This is a genomic window from Pseudomonas sp. GW821-FHT09D08 (assembly GCF_059416305.1).
The window spans coordinates 1-1,233 of the sequence record NZ_JBWKOX010000045.1 but is presented as its reverse complement, the minus strand read 5'-3'; the positions used below and the strand labels follow the sequence as shown (position 1 = coordinate 1,233).

General features: G+C 62.0%; 1 pseudogene. It reads left to right on the top strand.

Going from position 1 to position 1,233, the window contains the following annotated elements:
* Nucleotides 1–1,233, top strand: a pseudogene (locus AC07OP_RS31575) (YncE family protein); the annotation flags it as partial.

The window sequence follows — 1,233 nt, the reverse complement described above, 5'->3', positions numbered from 1 at the left end:
CTGCAACGGTTCAACGGCCGGGGCATCATCTATTTTTACTACGTGGTCACCGACGGTAAAAACACGCGCAAATCGGTGGAGGTGGGGGCCCAGGTGGGCGAACGTGTCGCTGAACTGCCGCCGCCACAGCTGCAGGGCACCGAAGGCAACAACATCAACCCCGCCCACATCGTCGGCCCCACCGTACTGCTGACCTTGCCCTATCTCGGTGCCCGAAAGGACGACGTATACCATTGGAGCTGCATCGGCTCGGCCCTGGGCGGCTCGGCCAATGGCACCATCCTGGTCAATGCGGCAACCGAAGGCGTGGCACTGACGTTCCCGGTGACCCGCACCATCCTGGACTTCAACCTCAACGGCAGCCTGCGCATCAGTTACAGCCTGGAACGCAAGGGGCCGCCACGCCAGATCCTGCGCTCGGAGGTGCTGAACCTCAGCGTTGGCGTGGGGGTGGTGCTGGAACGTCCGGAAGTCGCCGAAGCCCAACGCTTTCCGGATCGCCTCGACCCGTTGGCGGCCTTGTCGGGGGCCAACGTGGTGGTGGAATTTCGGCCGATGCACGCCACCGATCGGATCTTTATCGACTGGCTCAGCCCGGATGGCCATGGCAGCTACGCCACAGAAGTGCAGGGCAACCCCGCCACCCACGAGGTGAGCGTGCCCATTCCAAGGGAGGTTATTGCCAAAGGTATTCGTGAAGACGGCAACCGCATCAGCGTGCAGTACCATTTTTTCCGCGGTGCCATTCCCTATGAGTCAGATGTCCTGAGCTTGGAATTGCTGCCGCTGACCGGGTTGCCCACACCGACCCTGGACGGGATCGGCGACAGCATGGTGCTGCAACTGTCCCTGCTCACCGACGCGACGCGTACGCGTATTTCGGTGTGGAATTTCATCGCGGCCAACCAACGCATGTGGATGACCTACGAGGGCACCTTTGACGATGGCACAGCGTTTATCGAGCACACCTACACGGCCAATCTGGTGACCGGGACCGGTGTCGTCAACGGCATCTCTCCCCCTGCACCGGTGGATAAACTGCGTCGGCTCAAGGACGGCTCGCGGCTGACCATCCGCTTCTGGGTCAGCTTGTCTGAAAGTCTCAGCAAAGACCAGGCGGTGCTGTTCGGCGTACGCGAGCACATCGTGCAGGCCATTCCCTCGACGTTGCCGGCCCCGGCGTTCGCCAACCTGGTTGCCCCGACCCTGAGTATTTACCCGCTGGATTACGAG